Source organism: Streptomyces stoeckheimensis, assembly GCF_045822005.1.
Lineage (GTDB): Bacteria > Actinomycetota > Actinomycetes > Streptomycetales > Streptomycetaceae > Streptomyces > Streptomyces stoeckheimensis.
The window spans coordinates 1,529,984-1,545,145 of the sequence record NZ_CP169550.1; the positions used below are offsets into that span (position 1 = coordinate 1,529,984).

The following is a 15,162-nucleotide window of genomic DNA, read 5'->3' on the forward strand; positions in this document are numbered from 1 at the left end:
AAGACCAGGAACACCATGCACGCCACGCACACCGTGAAGCCCGTACCGTCCGCGGCGCCCGGGCCGAACTTCGCCAGCGCGTCCGTCCCGCGCCATCTGGCGCGCGGCGCCCTCGGTTTCGGGCTGATCGTCGGCTCGATCGCCCTGGTGCCCGTCGTGGGCCCGGTCGCCCTGCTGGCCGCCCCCTTGGCCCTCGTCGCCTTCCGGGGCTGCCCGACGTGCTGGATGGTCGGCCTGGCGCAGACCATCTCGCGCGGCCGCCTGGAGCGCCGGTGCACGGACGGCGTCTGCACCCTCACCCCGTCAGCGGGCCGGACGTCTCCCCCGGCCGTTCCAGGCGCGGGCGGTCAGCGCGATCGACCCGTCGGCCTCGACGGGCAGCCGAGCGCGCAGCAGCTCGCGCAGGGCATCGTGCCGCTTCGGCGGCAGTGAGGCGAGGTACGACGGCGCGGGCCCTTGGCCGCCCAGGAACGGGGCCCAGTAGTCGTCGAAGTCCCTGAAGCCTGTGCGGATCCTGATCTCGTCGACCTCCACGTCCGCCATTCCGGCCGACCGCAGCAGCTCCTCCAGCGGCCCGGGCGCGCACCACGGGAAGCGGACGGCCTCGTCGAGCTCCCGGCTGCCCGCATCCAGGGAGACGGCGGCCTCCCAGAAGTGACGGATGAGCTCCATGCCTCCCTGGGTGTAGTCCCAGAGGTACGCGGCGACCGTGCCGCCGGGGCGCACGATGCGGGCCATCTCGGCGACGGCCCGCTCGGGGACGGGGACGAAGTTGAGGACCAGGCCGCTGACCGCCGCCGACGCCCGGCCGTCCGGGAACGGCAGCCCCATCGCGTCGGCGCGTACGAACCGGGCGCGGGCATCCGTGACGTGCCGCCGGGCGTACCGGACGTAGGCGTCCGACGGGTCGGCTCCCACCACCCGCTCGGGGTCCGCCACGTCCAGGACGGCCTGCGTGACGGCGCCCGTGCCGCAGCCGATGTCCCGCCAGTCGCCGCCCGGCGCGACGTCCAGCCGCCGGACGCACTCCGCTGCCACCTGCCGGCTCCACCGCCCGACGTACGGCTCGTAGGCTTCCCCTTCGCCCCACACCGTGGCGCCCACCGCCACCGCCACCGGTCCGCTAGGGCTTGATGTTCTGGTTCAGGTGGAAGAGGTTGCCCGGGTCGTACGTGCCCTTGACCTGGACCAAGCGGTCGTAATTGCCCTTGTAGTTGGCGCGGATGCGCTCCTGGTCGTCGTCCGCCATGAAGTTGACGTAGCCGCCCTCTTCCGAGTGTGGGGCCGTGGCCTCGTAGTAGTCGCGGACCCAGGCGGTGTTGGCCTCGTTGTCGGCGGGGTCCGGCCACATGCCCGCGATGACGGTGGCGAAGGAGGCGTCCCGGTAGGCGAAGGCCGTGGCGTCCGGGGCGACGCGGTGGCAGGCGCCGTTGATCGGGTAGATGTGGACCGTCGAGTTGACGGCGGGCACGCGGGCGCCGTGCACCAGGTGCGCCTCGATCGCCTCGTCAGTCAGCTCCGTCACGAAGTTGGCCTTCCAGTAGTGCTGGAGGCCGGGCGGCACCAGTGCGTCGAAGGCACTGTTCAGCGCGGGATACGGCATGACGCCGACGTGCTCCGCGACCACCGGGGCGAAGTCGTGGAAGGGCTGGAGGGCTCGCTCGCCCTCCTCCGTCGGGCCTGCCCAGCACGACACGATCAGGACGAAGGTGTCGCCGTGCCGGTCCTCCGGGATGAACGGCAGCGGCGGGGCGATCTGGAAGGCCGGGAACCCGCCGAGCTGCTCCGGCGCGTCGGCGATGAAGTCCCGGAAGGCGCGCAGCACGGTGCCGGCGCTGTCCAGTTCGTAGAGGATCGGCCCGCCGTAGATGTCCTTGACGGGGCTGAGCCGGAATTCGAGGGAGGTCACGGCGCCGAAATTGCCGCCACCGCCGCGCAGCGCCCAGAAGAGGTCCTCGTGTTCCTGCTCGCTCGCCACGACGAGCTGTCCGTCCGCCGTGACCACGTCGGCCGAGATCAGGTTGTCGCAGCTCAGGCCGAGTCCGCGGTCGAGGTAGCCGATGCCGCCGCCCAGGGTGAGGCCGCCGACGCCGGTGGTGGAGATGATCCCACCGGTCGTCGCCAGGCCGAAGGCGTGGGTGGCCGCGTTGAAGTCGCCCCAGGTCGCGCCGCCCTCGGCGCGCGCCGTCCGCCGTACGGGGTCGACGCGGACGCCGCGCATCGCGGACAGGTCGGCGACCACGCCGTCGTCGCAGGTGCCGAAGCCGGGCACACTGTGCCCGCCGCCCCTGACCGCCAGGTCGAGCCCGTTCTCCCGGGCGTAGTCGACGGCCGCCATGACGTCGCCCGCGTTGGCGCAGCGCACGACGACGGCCGGCCGTCTGTCGATCATGGCGTTGTAGACCTTGCGGGCTTCGTCGTAGTCCTCGTCCCCCGGAGTGACGACGGTGCCGCGCACCCGTTGACTCAGCTGGTCCACCGTGAGGTTGCCCATGGCCATCGCTCCTCTTTCCCCGGCCCGGGACGGAGTGACCTCCGGCGAGCCCGGGGCTGTCCGCCAGTGGATAGGCCCTCAATTCACGCTACGCCGAATGGGTGGAGCGGCAATCCGAACCGCTCAGGCCCTGTCCATGGCACCGCTCAGGCCCTGTCCGTGGCGCTCCAGCTCGCTCGCCGGAGGACCTCGGCCAGCTCCTCGGGGTCGGGGGCGGCGTCCGCGGGATCCTCGGGCCACTGCTCGACGATGGCGGTCGCCCACTCGGCCCAGGTGCCGACGAGTCGGTAGTAGTCGGTGAGGAAGCGGCCGACGAGCAGTGTCTGGGCGGCCCGTTCCGGGAACGGGGCCTCGCCGGCGAGATGGGCGCGCGCGGTCGCGGCGTTGTCCTGGTTGCGCTCTTCGGCCCAGGCCCGGGCACCGCGGAGGGTGGCCAAGGTGTCGGCCCTGGTACCGGAGTCCGCGAAGAACACCTTCAGGAGCTGTTCGGACTCCAGGACCGGCCCGGCGCTCGGCTCGGGCAGCCAGTCGGCCAGCGCGCGCCGCCCCTCGGCGGTGATGCTGTAGACGGTGCGCGGCCGCCGTCCGACCGCTTCTCGCGTCGCCTCGGCCAGGCCGTGGCGGACGAGCTTCTTCGGCTCCTCGTACAGCTTGCTCTGGGCCCGGGGCCAGATGCGGCCCAGGCTCCGGTCCATCTGCTGTGCGAGCTCGTAGGTGCTCCAGGGCCGGACCGAGAGCAGGCCGAGGATCGCGTACGACGTGGTGGTGAGCGCCGGGCCCATTGACATCGCCAGCCTCGAGGCGTATTCCGGAAATAGTCCCTTTGGGACTATTTTGCCAGCATAGGCGGTGATGGTCATGATCAGCACGCTTCGGGTCGATCCCGCCAACGCCGAACAGGCCCGCGCCTGGGACGGCCATGAGGGCGCGTACTGGGCGGAGCACGCCGATCGGTACGACCGGGCGATACGCGCCCACCACCCGCACCTCCTCGCGGCCGCCGGCATTTCCGCCGCCGACCGGGTGCTGGACATCGGCTGCGGCACCGGCGAGACCACGCGCGAGGCCGCTCGACGGGCAAGCGGCGGCCGGGCCATGGGCGTGGACCTGTCCGCGGAGATGCTGCGGGTGGCACGGGAGCGTGCGGCGGCCGAAGGACTGCGCAACGCCGACTTCGTCCAGGCCGACGCCCAGGTCCACCCCTTCCCCTCCGCGGCGTTCGACGTGGCCGTCAGCCGCAGCGGGACGATGTTCTTCGCCGACCCGGTCGCCGCCTTCCGCAACATCGCGGGCGCGCTGCGACCCGGCGGGCGCCTGGTCCAACTGGTCTGGCAGGCCGCGGCGGACAACGAGTGGTTCCTCTCGTTCACCCGGGCCCTGGCCGCCGGACGCCCGCTGCCCACGCCCCCACCCGACGCTCCCGGGCCGTTCGCGCTCGCGGACCCGGAGCGGGTCCGGAGCGTCCTCGAGGCCGCCGGCTTCACCGGCATCCGGCTGGAACCCCACAGCGAGACGATGTGGTTCGGCGAGGACTCCGCCGACGCGGAGCGGTTCCTCCTCGGCATGCTCGGCTGGATGCTCGAGGGACTCGACGGCGAGGGCCGGCGGCGCGCCGTCGACGACCTGCGAGCCACGCTCACGGCCCACGAAACCTCCGACGGCGTCCGCTACGCCTCGGCGACCTGGATCATCCGAGCGACCCGGCCGCCGGCTACCGGCTGAGCGACTTGAGCGCCGCCGCGTCGTACGGCTTCAGCTCGTCGAAGCGGTTGCCGAGGACCTTCGCCGCCCACTGCGGGTCCTGGAGCAGCGCCCGGCCGACGGCGACCATGTCGAACTCGTCCCGTTCCATGCGGTCCAGGAGGTTGTCGATGTCGCCGAGCGCCGCGCCTTCGCCGGCGAAAGCGCGGAGGAAGTCGCCGTCGAGGCCGACCGAGCCCACGGTGATGGTCGGCCGGCCGGTGAGCTTCTTGGTCCAGCCCGCGAGGTTCAGGTCCGAGCCCTCGAACTCCGGGAGCCAGTAGCGCCGGGTGGAGGCGTGGAACGCGTCGACACCGGCCGCCGCCAGCGGGGCCAGGATGGCCTCCAGCTCCTCCGGGGTGTGCGCGAGCCGCCCGTCGTAGGCCTCCTGCTTCCACTGGGAGTAGCGGAAGATCACCGGGAAGTCGGCCGCGACGCGCTCGCGGACCGCGGCCACGACCTCCTCGGCGAACTTCGTACGGGCCACCGCGTCGCCGCCGTAGGCGTCGGTGCGGCGGTTGGTCCGCTCCCACAGGAACTGGTCGATCAGGTAGCCGTGGGCGCCGTGCAGTTCGACACCGTCGAAGCCGATCCGCTCGGCCTCCGCCGCGGCGTCGGCGAACGCGCCGATGACGTCGTCGAGGTCGGCGCGGGTCATCGCCTTGCCGGTCCCCTCGGTGCCGTCGACGCGGATGCCGGAGGGCCCCACGGCGGGGGCGTCGGGGTACGGCGCCTCGCCCTGCTTGCGCACCATGCCTATGTGCCACAGCTGAGGGACGATCGTGCCGCCCGACTCGTGCACGGCCGCGGCGACCTTCGCCCACCCGGCCAGCTGCTCCTCGCCGTGGAACCGCGGCACTCGGTCGCTCTGCCCGGCGGAGTCGTGACCGACGTAGGTGCCCTCGGTGACGATCAGGCCCACGCCCGCGGCGGCCCGGCTGGCGTAGTAGGCCAGCACGTCCTCGCCGGGCACGCCGCCGGGGGAGAACTGCCGCGTCATCGGCGCCATGGCGATGCGGTTGGGGACGGTCAGGCCGTTCAGCTGGACGGGCCGGGAAAGGATCTCGGCCGCGCGGGAGGCGGTGGACGTGGTCACGGTCATGCGGGTCCTCCGGGTTGAGCTGTGGCTCGTCGGGACGACGAGAAGTGCATAGTACACAGGCTATGTATCATGCATATTGCAGGGTTGCGGCGTCCGGCCCGAGGGCGGCCGCGGCCCACTCGGGCCGAGCCGCGGGGGTCACCGGCCCCCGGGTCCACCGGTCCGCGACAATGGGGCGTCCGAAGGAGCGGGGAGGCGCAGTGCTGGAAAAACTGGAGCGGGAGCTGATGCTCCTCTCGCGACACCAGGTGCTGGCCCGGCGCGAGCGCGACCCCGAGCGGCTGGAACGGTCGGCGTACGTGCTGCTCAGCCGGATCGACACGCAAGGCCCCATGTCCATCGGGCAGTTGTCGGAGGCATTCGGACTCGACACCTCGACCGTGAACCGCCAAACCGCCGCACTGCTGCGCTGCGGACTGGCCGAGCGCGTCCCGGACCCGGACGGCGGCATGGCCCGCAAGCTGCGCATCACGGAGGAAGGCGGGCGCCGGCTCGCCGAGGACCGAGGGGTCAACCAGTCCTGCCTGGCCCGGGTGGTCGCCAATTGGTCCCCCGAGGAAGTACGGCAGCTCGAGGACGCCCTGGTCCGCCTCAATCGCAGCGCCGAGGCCCTCGAAGGACGCCACTGGCCGCGCACGGAGGAAGACGGCGCCCCCGCGACTCCCGCACCGTAAGAGCTCCACGGCCCCGGACGCACGAAAAGTCGCCTTCTCATTTCTGAGAAGACGACCTCCGACCTGCATGAAGCAAAGTCGGGACGACAGGATTTGAACCTGCGACCCCTTGACCCCCAGTCAAGTGCGCTACCAAGCTGCGCCACGTCCCGATGCCCGTTGACCTGGAGTTTCCCCTGGTTGAACGCGCAGGAGAACGATACCGCACTTCCGGAGGTGCTCGCGCGCACCTTTCTCCTCCGTGGCGGCACGAGGGCGGAACGAGGGCCGGATGAGGCCGGTGCGAGGACGTGGCAGGGGACGGGCGGGTGGTGGTTGACCTCAAGCGGGCTTGAGGTTGCACGATCGGTGCATGACACGGACAGCAGCCGCGGATGCCAGGTTCCGCCACGAAGACCTGGGCGAGCTCATGGCCCTCATGACCGGAGCCGAGAAGCACGGCCCCGCCGCCACCTCCACGCTCGACGCGCTATGGGTGCTCTACGACCGGGTCCTGCGGGTCGGGCCCGCCGGCGCCGGGGATCCGGGGCGGGACCGGTTCCTGCTGTCGAAGGGGCACGGGCCGATGGCGTACTACGCCGTCCTCGCCGCCAAGGGGTTCTTCCCGGTCGGCTGGCTCAGCGGGTTCGGCGCGTACGACTCGCCCCTCGGGCACCACCCGGACCGCACCTTGATCCCCGGAGTGGAGATCGGCAGCGGCTCGCTCGGGCACGGGCTGCCGCTCGCCGTCGGGAGCGCCCTCGGGCTGCGGGCCCAAGGGCTCACCGAACCGGCCGTGTGGGTGCTGATCGGGGACGCCGAGCTGGACGAGGGAAGCAACCACGAGGCGATCGCGTACGCCGGCTCGGCCGGTCTGGAACGACTGCACACGATTGTGATCGACAACGACTCCGCGACCCACGGCTGGCGGGGCGGCATCGCCTCCCGTTTCGAGGCCGCCGGCTGGTCGGCGGTCACCGTGGACGGCCGGGACCACGCGGCGCTGCACAGGGCGTACACCGCACCTCACCCGGGCCGACCGCACGCCGTGGTCGCCCGGGTCGAGAAGAAGCACTGAAGAAGCACCACCGAAGCACTAGCCGCCTCCGAGGGGGAGACATGGACACCATGCGCGAACGGTTCATCTCGGTCACATCGCGTGCACTCGACGAGGATCCCCGGCTGGCCGTCGTGCTGGCCGAGATCACCATGGACGGCTTCCGGCCCGCCCAGGACCGCCATCCCGACCGGGTGATCAACGTGGGCATCCGCGAACAGTTGCTGGTCGGCGTGGGCGGCGGCCTGGCCCTCACGGGGCTGCGTCCGGTGGTGCACACCTTCGCCAGCTTCCTCGTGGAGCGGCCCTTCGAGCAGGTCAAGCTCGACTTCGGGCACCAGGGCACGGGCGGGGTACTCGTCAGCGCGAGCGCGAGCTACGACTGGCCGGCCGGCGGGTTCACCCACATGGCGCCGGGCGACGTGGCCCTGCTGGACACCCTGGACGGCTGGACCGTACACGTCCCGGGCCACCCGGACGAGGCCGAGGCGCTGCTGCGCCACGCCTACGCCGCCGGGGACGACAAGGTCTACGTCCGGCTCTCCGAGCAGTCGAACACGGCGGCCCGCCCCGTGACGGGCCCGGGCTTCCAGACCGTACGGGAGGGCCGGGCAGGCGTCGTCGTCGCCGTCGGGCCCCTGCTCGACAACGTCCTCGCCGCGACCGAGGGCACGGACGTGAGCGTGCTGTACGCGCCGACCGTACGGCCCTTCGACGACGCGGCGCTGCGGGCCGCCGTCGGGCACGGGCCGGCCGACGTGGTGCTGGTCGAGCCCTATCTCGCCGGGACCTCCACGGCTGCCGCGAACCAGGCGCTCGAAGCGGTCCCGCACCGGGTGCTCGGCCTCGGGGTCGGCCGGGCCGAGCTGCGCCGCTACGGCACGATCGACGAGCACACGGCGGCCCACGGACTCGATCCGGCCGCGCTGCGCGCCCGGATCGCAGCCTTCACCCGGCGGTGACGGGCCCCTTCGACCCGGGGCGGTCCAGCTCCGGATGGGCCGCCGCCAGGCGCTTGGGGGCGGCCTGGCGCCAGGAGTCGGTCAGGATCGAGCGCAGCTCCGCCGCGTCCTCCACCGCCGCCAGCCGGACCCGCAGCCACGCGTAGTTGTCGTCGTGGCCGGGCCGTATGAAGAACTTCTCCGGCTCCGCCGCGATCAGCTCCTCGCGGTCCTCCCGGGGACACTTCACCCCGATCGAGGTGTCGTCGTCGGCGAGCGCTGCGAAGATCTTCCCGCCCTTGCCGCCCTTCCCCGCCTCCCCGTCCTTCCCGTCGGCCCCGCCCACCCTGAAGGTGGGCATGCCCCAGGCGAGCTTCTCGCTGCTGCCCGGGAGCGACAGCGCGATCTTCCGGACGTCCTCCGCCGTCATGGCCATCCCCCGACTCCTCTCCGGTCCGTTCCGGTGCCGTCCTCCGTCTCCGACCGTAGACCCGGGCACTGACATTCACCCCCGGGCCGCGAGGTCCTCCCGGGCGTGCACCAGCTCCACCAGCTCCGCCGCCAGCGCCTTCACCGTCGCGAGCCCCGCCAGTCCCCACCGCCGCGGCACCACGTCCACCGCGCACACCGTCCCCAGGACGATCCCGCGCCGGTCGGTCAGCGGCGCGCCCGCGTAGGACCGCACCCCGCTCTCGTCCACGACGGCGTTGCCCGCGAAGCGCGCGAAGTCCCGTACGTCCTCCAGCACCAGCGCGCGCCGCCGGACCACCACGTGGGGGCAGTACCCGTGGTCCCGGGGGAGCGCCCGCGCCGGATAGCCGCTCGCCGGTGCGTCGGGCGCGTGGTGCAGGCCGGCGAAGAACTGCCGTTCCTCGCTGATGAAGTTGACACCGGCGTACGGCGCCCCGAGCTCGTCCGCGACCCGCCGCGCGAACGCGTCCAGCTCCCCGTCCACCCGCTCCCCCAGGCCCAGTTCACGCAGTCTCAGCACGCGTGCGGGCGCCTCCCGGTCCACCGGTGTGAGCAGCAGGTGTCCGGTCGATTCGTAGTACGTCATGGTCTCTCCCCCACATCACGTCACTCCGCGCGCCGCGCGGACCTCATGGACGGCATGAACTTCGGATGGAGTCATTCGGATGGAGCAAGTGGTGGACCAGGGATGCCAGCACCCCCGTTCCGGAGCTCGGCAGGCGTGCGTCGCAGCGCACGACGGGCACCTCGGGGCCGAGCCCCATGGCGTCCCGGACCTCGTCGGGGGCGTAGCGGTGCCCGCCGGCGAACTCGTTGACGGCGACGACGAAGCCGATCCCCCGCCGCTCGAAGAAGTCCACGGCGGGGAAGCAGTCGGCGAGGCGGCGCGTGTCGGCGAGCACCACGGCCCCCAGCGCGCCCGCGCACAGCTCCTCCCAGAGGAACCAGAAGCGCTGCTGGCCGGGGGTGCCGAAGAGGTAGAGCACGTGCCGCTCGTCCAGGGTGATCCGGCCGAAGTCCAGCGCCACGGTCGTGGTCGTCTTCGCCTCGACCCCGTCGAGCGGGTCGGCGGCCTCGCTCAGCCCGCTCAGCAGCTCCTCCGTGCTCAGCGGCTCGATCTCGCTGACCGCGCCCACGAAGGTGGTCTTGCCCGCCCCGAACCCACCCGCGACCAGGACCTTCAAGGTCGCGGAGGATCCGCGGGCGGCCGGCTCAGAGCCGTTTGCGCAGGCCATCGAGCACCGCCCGGAGCAGGGACTGGTCGTCGTCGGCGAAGGATCCGCCGGTGGGGAAGCACGGCGCCCGGACCGTCACGGCCCCGTGTTCCATCAGGTCGCCGAGGACGACCTTGACCACCACCGCCGGCAGCCTCAGGTGTCCCGCCACCTCGGCGACGGTGACCCCGGCCGAGCCGGCGCACAGCCGGAGCGCGAGGGCGTGCTCGGCGCCGAGCGGCGCGCGCGGACGCACTCCGGTGGCCGTCACCAGCGACAGCAGGTCGAGGGCGACGGACGGCCGGGTCCGCCCGCCGCTCGCGGTGTACGGGCGGATGACCCGGCCCGCCGAATCGTCCAGCCACGGCGCATCGCGCGGTCCCCCCGGTGCCGTTGCCCCCCTCGCACGGGCCCTCATCGCTCCACGTCGGCGGCGGGCCGCCGCGGCGGGGCTGCCAGGTACGGGCGGACGCTCTTGACCAGCATGGCCATCTCGTAGCCGAGTACGCCCGCGTCGGCCTCCCGGTCGGCCAGTACGGCCAGGCAGGTGCCGGATCCGGCCGCCGAGACGAAGACCAGGGCGCTGTCGAGCTCGACCACCACCTGCCGGACCTCGGCGCCCTCCGCGAACCGGGACCCGGCGCTGCGGCCCAGCGCGTACAGCCCGGAGGCGAGGGCCGCCAGGTGGTCGGCGCTGTCGGCGTCGAGCCCGTGCACGCAGGTGACGAGCCCGTCGGCGGTCAACAGGACCGCGCTGCGCGTGTACGGCACGCGCTGGACCAGGCCGCTGAGCAGCCAGTCGAGGTCCGAGAGCCGACTGGTCGTGGTCGCCACTTCGCCGCCCATGGGGGTGCGCTCCTTAGCTGTCGGGTGAGAGGCCGGGGTCACGTCTGGTGCTCCGACTGTGCGAGGCCGAAGCCTCGTTGGAAGGCGGCCATCAGGCCGGGGTCGTGCACGGGCCGCTCCGCGCCCGCGGCACCGGCCGGGCTGGGCACGGGGGCCTCGCGCAACTGGGGCGCGAGGTGCTCCTGGGCCCGACGGCGGGGCAGCGGCGGCCGCTCTCCGCCGTCCCGGGCGGCCGGTACGGCGGAGAGCGGCGTCGCGACCGGCGCCGCCACGGTCCTCACCGGCGCCGCGACGGCCGGTGCGGCGACGGCCGGTGCCGCGACGGCCGGTGCCGCGACCGCAGGGGCCGCGACCGTGACCGCGGACGCCACCACCGGCGGGGCTCCGGAGGGCTCCGGACCGGGCAGGGGCACCCGTACCGGCTCCAGCCGCGGCGCGCTCGCCCCCGCGCTCGCCCCCGCTCCCTCACCGGTCCCCCAGGAGGTGGCCCGGGAGCCGCCCAGGGCGTCGGCCGCGCTCGGCGCCTCGGCCCCCAACAGCTCCTGGGGCAGGACCAGTACGGCGAGCACGCCGCCGTAGATGTTCGACTTGAGCTCGACGGCGATCCCGTGCCTGCGGGCCAGCGCCGAGACGACGAACAGGCCGATCCGCCCGTCGGCCAGCAGATGCCGGACGCTGATCTGGTCGGGGTCGCCGAGCAGGGCGTTCATCCGGTGCGCCTCCTCGGGCGGCATGCCGAGGCCCCGGTCCTCCACCTCGACCGCGATCCCGGCCGTGACCCGCTCCGCGCGCACCACGACATCGGTGTCGGGAGCCGAGAACACGGTGGCGTTCTCGACGAGTTCGGCCAGCAGGTGCACGACGTCGGCGACGGCGTGGCCGCGTACGGAACCACCCGCGGGGGGCACCACCTTGACCCGGGTGTACTGCTCGACCTCCGCGACCGAGGAGCGCAGCACCTCGCTCAGGTCGACGGGCCGGGTCCACTGGCGGCGCGAGGCCGCTCCGCCGAGCACCGCGAGGTTCTCCGCGTGGCGCCGGATCCGGGTGGCGAGGTGGTCGACGTGGAAGAGCTCCTTGAGCAGGTCCGGGTCCTCGACCGTGTCCTCCAGGTCGTCCAGCAGCGAGATCTCGCGGTGTACGAGGGACTGGAGGCGGCGCGCGAGGTTGACGAAGACCTCGACCTTGCGGTCGCTGTCGGAGGGCGTGACGGGGCCGCCGAGCCGGACCAGGGTCGCGTGGGCCTGTTCGCGGGCGCCGCGCAGTTCCTGGGCGAGCAGCCAGAACTCGTCGACTCCCGCCGTCTCGGGGCCGAAGGACGGCGCGGCCGGCCCGGTACGCACCGGGCGTGCGGGCAGCTCCCCGCGCTCCAGCCGGTCGGCGGCGGTGTGCAGCTCCTGGCGCCCGCGGACGCTGGAGCGGCGCAGCGCCTCGCAGCGGTCGCGCACGGTCTTGGCCGCGCGCTGGGCCCCGAGCAGGGCGGCCGCGAGCGCGCCCGCGAAGAGCAGGGCGCAGCCGCTGAGCACCGGCCACAGCCGGGGGTCGCGGGCGCCCGCGCCGCCGCCGAGCTGGAGCGCGAAGATCACCGCGGCGGCGCCGCTGAGCCCGGCGGCGAGCGTGGGCAGCAGGGCGGCGCGGATCAACTGGGGCCGTATCTGCCGACCGGGACCGGTGACGGCATGTCTCGACGGGGCGTGGCGGGCGGCGCGGAGTCCGGACATCGGCGTCCTCGGTAGGTGGGGCCCGGCCCCCGGGCTTCCCGGGGTCCGGTGTTGATCACCGGATACCCACGCTAGACCGCACGCTCGGCCCCAGGACGGCCAGTTGGGGAACTTCGCCCGGGTGCTTCCCGCTCCCGATGGAGCGCTCGCACGACAGCCCGAATGCGCCGGGAGCGCGCACTCCCCGGCTCCCGACGGGCACGCGCCGTCCCCCCGGAGCCCCCGCCCGCACCTCGCGCCTCTCCCGCCCCACCGACCGCGCCCCACCGACCGCGCCCCGGACGCCCGACTACCCGGCGGTCACACACTCGACCTCGGCACCTGCTGCCTGAATCCGCAATTCTCCTATGTAGATGCAGCCCTAAAGGGCTGCTAGAGTCCGCATGCGCCGCTCACGCAAGAGCGGCCAAATGGCCGGTCCGTACCCCTGGTCTGCCCCTGAGCGGCGTACATCCGCGAGGCAGGCAGCCGTGGTGATGCCGTGACAGCTCCGCATCGACGACGCCCGTGCGCACCGGCCCAGCCCATCGCCTATCCCATGGAGAGATCCACATGACCGCAGGACTTCCGCGCCGCTTCGCCGCGGGCAGGGCGCTGCTCCTGGGCGCCGTACTGGCCCTGGCCGTACCGGGATCCGCCTACGCCAACACCGTGGGCGTAACCGTGAAGACCCCCGGGGCCACCAGCGGCCCCTCCTCCTCCAGCTCCGAGATATCCACCCGCGCCGACTGTTCGAGCGGCCTGATCTCCGGTGGCGGGATCAACCAGGCCCTCGGCACCGGGGCGGTGAACGGCAACCACGTCAACGACACCTCGCCCAGCTCCAACGGCAGCGCCGAGTACCTCGGCTCCACCGGGGGCGTCGCAACCGACGTGACGCACTGGCTCGGCATCGGCGGAAGCGGGGGCCAGGTGAACGCCGGCTTCTCCAGCACCCCCTACGCGATGTGCTTCACCAGCAACCTGATCAACCACACCCAGGTCGTCATGAACAAGGTGAGCGCGCCCACCACCGGCTCGACGGTGGGCCTGGTCACGGCGACCTGCCCGGCCAGCACCCGCCTGCTCGGCGGCGGGGCCCGCACGACCCCCGGCGACACCGGCTCCTTCAAGCCGATCGCGAGCTTCCCCACCTTCAACGACTCCGCGCACGGCTACGGCGCGAAGGCCGCGGCCGACGGGGAGACCAACCCCGACTCCTGGTCCGCCGTCGGGTGGGACAACAACAACAACGCCGCCAACCAGACCTTCGCCTACGCGATCTGCAGCGGGAACGGCATCAACGTCAGCGGTGTCAACGTGAAGGTCCGCTTCAGCGAGGTGAGCGGCCCGACCGCCGGCAGCACGGGCCTGAAGGCCACGGTCACCTGCGGTGGCGGGGACGGGAAGCTGGTCAGCGGGGGCGCCGCCATGAGCGGGGGCAACGTCGCCACCACCAATTTCACGGGACCGGCCTCGGGCGGCGACCACCTCAACGGCAGCTACCCCAGCGACTCGAGCGCCGATCCCGTGAGTGACGGGGCCACCACGGCGGCGTCCTGGACGGCCTTCACCCACACCGGTGGCGCGTCCTCACCGAACAGCAAGACCGACGTCTGGGCGCTCTGCGCCGACGACGGCGTCTGAGTCCCCGGCGCCACCTCCACCAGAAAGACGGACGACCGATGAACAAGAAGTCCCTGCGCCGTTCCATCCTGGCGAAGGCGCTGGTCCCAGGCGCCCTGATCGCCCTGGCGGTCCCTGACATCGCCTACGCCGACGTCGCGGGCGTCACCGTGACGGTCCCCGAAGCCACCATGGGCCCCGCGACCACCTTCACCGGCGTCTCGTCCCGCGCCGACTGCGCCGACGGACTCGTCTCCGGCGGCGGGGTCAACCAGACGATCGGCACCGAGAGCACCCGCAACGGCAACCACGTGCTGGGCATGGCTCCCAGCCCCGACGGCCTCACCGAGTACACCGAGTCGCCCGGCGTGGTCGGCACCGACGTCCGGCACTGGCTCGCGTTCGGCGGCAGCGGGGGCAACGCCGGCCCCGCCTTCTCCACCACCGCGTACGCGGTCTGCCTCTCCACCCCGCGGATCAGGCACACCCAGGTCGTCATGTACCAGAAGGCCGGGCCCACCGCCCCGCAGTCGTCCGAGGTGGTCGTGGCGACCTGCCCCGTCGGCACGATGCTGCTCGGCGGCGGTGTGCGCAACACTCCCGCCAGCGTCGGCAGCCTCAAGCCGATCGGCAGCTTCCCGACCTTCAACGACGCCGCTCACGACTTCGGCCGCAAGCCCGCTGCCGAAGGCGAGGTCAATCCCGACTCCTGGACCGCGGTCGGGGGGATCGGCGGCGGACACGGCAACAACGGCAACACGACGTTCGCCTACGCGATCTGCACCGGCGACCGCGTCAACGTCAGCGGCATGACCACCGAGGTCCACTTCCGCGAGGTGACCGGCCCGACGGGACCCGGTACCGGCCGGACGGCGACCATCGGCTGCGCCGACGACGACGGACAGGACCGGCACGGGCGCGGCCGTCACGGAGGGCAGGGCGACAAGAGCCTCCTGATCAGCGGCGGTGCCGCCGCCAGCGGAGGCGACGTGACGACGAAGGGCTTCACCAAGGCCGGCTCGGGCGGCACCCACCTCAACGGGAGCTTCCCCAGCGGCTCCGACGGCAACCCGGTCGGCAACGGATCCACCACGGCCGCCTCCTGGACGGCCAACATCCATGCCGGGGGATCGCCCTCGCCGGACACGTACACCGACGTCTGGGCACTCTGCCTGACCATGAACCGCGGCCACCGGCAGTAACTCCCCCGGCCTCCGGCGGCGCCCCCGACAACACCGCGGAGCGGGACCTCCCGACCCGGGAGGTCCCGCTCCGCTCCACGTTCCAGGCTTGAGCGCCTACAGGCCTACGGCCTGCG

At 72.9% G+C, this 15,162-nt stretch carries 16 protein-coding genes, 1 tRNA gene and 1 pseudogene; 7 read left to right on the forward strand and 11 right to left on the reverse strand.

Annotation, left to right across the window (positions count from 1 at the left end):
• Positions 1-15 precede the first annotated feature (15 nt).
• Positions 16-300: pseudogene (locus ACE1OC_RS07225) on the forward strand (hypothetical protein); the annotation flags it as partial.
• A gap of 3 nt (positions 301-303) precedes the next feature.
• On the opposite strand, the gene ACE1OC_RS07230 reads toward ACE1OC_RS07225, so the two are convergent.
• From ACE1OC_RS07230 to ACE1OC_RS07240, 3 genes are all read right to left on the reverse strand, one after another.
• Positions 304-1,038, reverse strand: a complete 735-nt coding sequence (locus tag ACE1OC_RS07230) for a class I SAM-dependent methyltransferase (protein WP_407836282.1) — start codon at positions 1,036-1,038, stop codon at positions 304-306.
• A gap of 85 nt (positions 1,039-1,123) precedes the next feature.
• Complete coding sequence (locus tag ACE1OC_RS07235) at positions 1,124-2,500, reverse strand: FAD-binding oxidoreductase (protein ID WP_407836283.1); 1,377 nt, start codon at positions 2,498-2,500, stop codon at positions 1,124-1,126.
• A 140-nt stretch (positions 2,501-2,640) separates the two neighbouring features.
• A complete protein-coding gene (locus ACE1OC_RS07240) occupies positions 2,641-3,282 on the reverse strand; it encodes a helix-turn-helix transcriptional regulator (protein ID WP_407836284.1) in 642 nt (213 codons plus the stop codon).
• A 70-nt stretch (positions 3,283-3,352) separates the two neighbouring features.
• Between ACE1OC_RS07240 and ACE1OC_RS07245 the strand changes: the two genes are divergently transcribed.
• Positions 3,353-4,216 (forward strand): class I SAM-dependent methyltransferase, encoded by an 864-nt coding sequence (locus ACE1OC_RS07245; RefSeq protein ID WP_407836285.1) that lies wholly within the window; start codon positions 3,353-3,355, stop codon positions 4,214-4,216.
• On the opposite strand, the gene ACE1OC_RS07250 is transcribed toward ACE1OC_RS07245, so the two are convergent.
• The gene (locus ACE1OC_RS07250) at positions 4,206-5,336 is read right to left on the reverse strand and encodes an NADH:flavin oxidoreductase (RefSeq protein ID WP_407836286.1); all 1,131 of its coding nucleotides are present in this window, start codon (positions 5,334-5,336) and stop codon (positions 4,206-4,208) included. The genes ACE1OC_RS07245 and ACE1OC_RS07250 overlap by 11 nt on opposite strands.
• Positions 5,337-5,506: 170 nt before the next feature.
• Between ACE1OC_RS07250 and ACE1OC_RS07255 the strand changes: the two genes are divergently transcribed.
• The gene (locus ACE1OC_RS07255) at positions 5,507-6,010 is read left to right on the forward strand and encodes a MarR family winged helix-turn-helix transcriptional regulator (RefSeq protein WP_407836287.1); all 504 of its coding nucleotides are present in this window, start codon (positions 5,507-5,509) and stop codon (positions 6,008-6,010) included.
• Between the two features lie 78 nt (positions 6,011-6,088).
• On the opposite strand, the gene ACE1OC_RS07260 is transcribed toward ACE1OC_RS07255, so the two are convergent.
• A tRNA-Pro gene (locus tag ACE1OC_RS07260) sits at positions 6,089-6,162 on the reverse strand.
• Between the two features lie 200 nt (positions 6,163-6,362).
• Between ACE1OC_RS07260 and ACE1OC_RS07265 the strand changes: the two genes are divergently transcribed.
• Positions 6,363-7,067, forward strand: a complete 705-nt coding sequence (locus ACE1OC_RS07265; protein ID WP_407836288.1) for a transketolase — start codon at positions 6,363-6,365, stop codon at positions 7,065-7,067.
• 41 nt (positions 7,068-7,108) lie between these two features.
• Positions 7,109-8,008, forward strand: coding sequence for a transketolase family protein (locus ACE1OC_RS07270; protein ID WP_407836289.1), 900 nt, complete (start codon positions 7,109-7,111; stop codon positions 8,006-8,008).
• Here ACE1OC_RS07270 and ACE1OC_RS07275 read toward each other — a convergent pair.
• From ACE1OC_RS07275 to ACE1OC_RS07300, 6 genes are all read right to left on the reverse strand, one after another.
• Positions 7,995-8,423, reverse strand: a complete 429-nt coding sequence (locus ACE1OC_RS07275) for an MmcQ/YjbR family DNA-binding protein (protein WP_407836290.1) — start codon at positions 8,421-8,423, stop codon at positions 7,995-7,997. The two genes, ACE1OC_RS07270 and ACE1OC_RS07275, sit on opposite strands and share 14 nt — an antisense overlap.
• A gap of 69 nt (positions 8,424-8,492) precedes the next feature.
• On the reverse strand, positions 8,493-9,044 hold the full coding sequence (locus ACE1OC_RS07280; protein ID WP_407836291.1) for a GAF domain-containing protein: 552 nt from the start codon (positions 9,042-9,044) through the stop codon (positions 8,493-8,495).
• Positions 9,045-9,087: 43 nt separating this feature from the next.
• Positions 9,088-9,693, reverse strand: a complete 606-nt coding sequence (locus tag ACE1OC_RS07285) for a GTP-binding protein (protein WP_407836292.1) — start codon at positions 9,691-9,693, stop codon at positions 9,088-9,090.
• Positions 9,671-10,090, reverse strand: a complete 420-nt coding sequence (locus ACE1OC_RS07290; RefSeq protein ID WP_266962160.1) for a DUF742 domain-containing protein — start codon at positions 10,088-10,090, stop codon at positions 9,671-9,673. Before ACE1OC_RS07290 ends, ACE1OC_RS07285 begins: the two co-directional genes overlap by 23 nt.
• Positions 10,087-10,518: a roadblock/LC7 domain-containing protein gene (locus ACE1OC_RS07295; protein WP_274550476.1), complete on the reverse strand. Its 432-nt coding sequence runs from the start codon at positions 10,516-10,518 to the stop codon at positions 10,087-10,089. Before ACE1OC_RS07295 ends, ACE1OC_RS07290 begins: the two co-directional genes overlap by 4 nt.
• Before the next feature lie 38 nt (positions 10,519-10,556).
• Positions 10,557-12,239 (reverse strand): sensor histidine kinase, encoded by a 1,683-nt coding sequence (locus tag ACE1OC_RS07300; protein ID WP_407836293.1) that lies wholly within the window; start codon positions 12,237-12,239, stop codon positions 10,557-10,559.
• Positions 12,240-12,791: 552 nt separating this feature from the next.
• On the opposite strand from ACE1OC_RS07300, the gene ACE1OC_RS07305 reads away from it, so the two are divergent.
• Both ACE1OC_RS07305 and ACE1OC_RS07310 read left to right on the forward strand, forming a co-directional pair.
• Positions 12,792-13,865, forward strand: coding sequence for a hypothetical protein (locus ACE1OC_RS07305; RefSeq protein WP_407836294.1), 1,074 nt, complete (start codon positions 12,792-12,794; stop codon positions 13,863-13,865).
• A gap of 38 nt (positions 13,866-13,903) precedes the next feature.
• Positions 13,904-15,046 carry a hypothetical protein gene (locus ACE1OC_RS07310; protein WP_407836295.1) on the forward strand — a complete coding sequence of 381 codons (1,143 nt, stop codon included), beginning with the start codon at positions 13,904-13,906 and terminating at the stop codon, positions 15,044-15,046.
• Positions 15,047-15,162: the final 116 nt, after the last annotated feature.